This is a genomic window from Bartonella sp. AC130YNZD (assembly GCF_042196865.1).
In the GTDB taxonomy this organism is placed as follows: Bacteria; Pseudomonadota; Alphaproteobacteria; order Rhizobiales; family Rhizobiaceae; genus Bartonella.
In genome coordinates, this window is sequence record NZ_JBHIQZ010000171.1 from 1 (window position 1) to 611 (window position 611).

Annotated in this window: 2 protein-coding genes; both read right to left on the minus strand. The window is 37.0% G+C overall.

Annotated features, from left to right (window positions below; all coding sequences use genetic code 11):
• Positions 1 to 269 (minus strand): hypothetical protein (locus ACFINU_RS10325; protein ID WP_375619076.1); only part of this gene is annotated, 269 nt, incomplete at its 3' end.
• A gap of 15 nt (positions 270 to 284) precedes the next feature.
• Positions 285 to 611, minus strand: a 327-nt coding sequence (locus ACFINU_RS10330) for a phage antirepressor KilAC domain-containing protein (protein ID WP_375619077.1), incomplete at its 5' end; no start/stop codon positions are given.

Below are 611 nucleotides of genomic sequence, written 5' to 3' on the forward strand. Positions count from 1 at the left end.
CCGTCGTTACGCTTTCCCCATAAAGGGTATTGTATAGCGTAACTACACCCGACAAAGCCATTATATGCGTGTAACATACAATGAGTCAAAGCCTTTAATGTGCGGAGAAAAGATTGTTTCGGCAATCTATCCGCTATCGATTCAAGGTGTTTTTCAAGCACCTGATTCGACAATAGACATACTGATATTATATTGTCAATTAAAAAGTTTGAAAATTGACGCAAATAAATCATATCGATTTTATCAGTAAATTCGTATTTCTTTTTCATTATTGCATTCCTTAATTAATGCATGCTTTGTCTTTTAAGCTCTTGAGACAGCGCACCAATTCCTTTTGCTGTGATTTTTGCGCAAGGAATGACTTTTTCTATTCCACTTGCGGTTTGAAGTGTGATGGTTGGACAATCCATAAGTTTCTTTTGGATTTTGTCTTGATAAGGAAGCAAATTTCCACCCGCTGCACGTCTGTAAATCCACCCTTTTTGCTGTAAGAATTGAATGAATTGTTTTGGTTGCATCTCGAGTATTTTAGCAGCTTCTGTAAGACTAAACAGTCCGTCATGACGTTGTAAGCTTTCAAGAGCCATGGCTTTTGGTGTTAAATCTTCAAT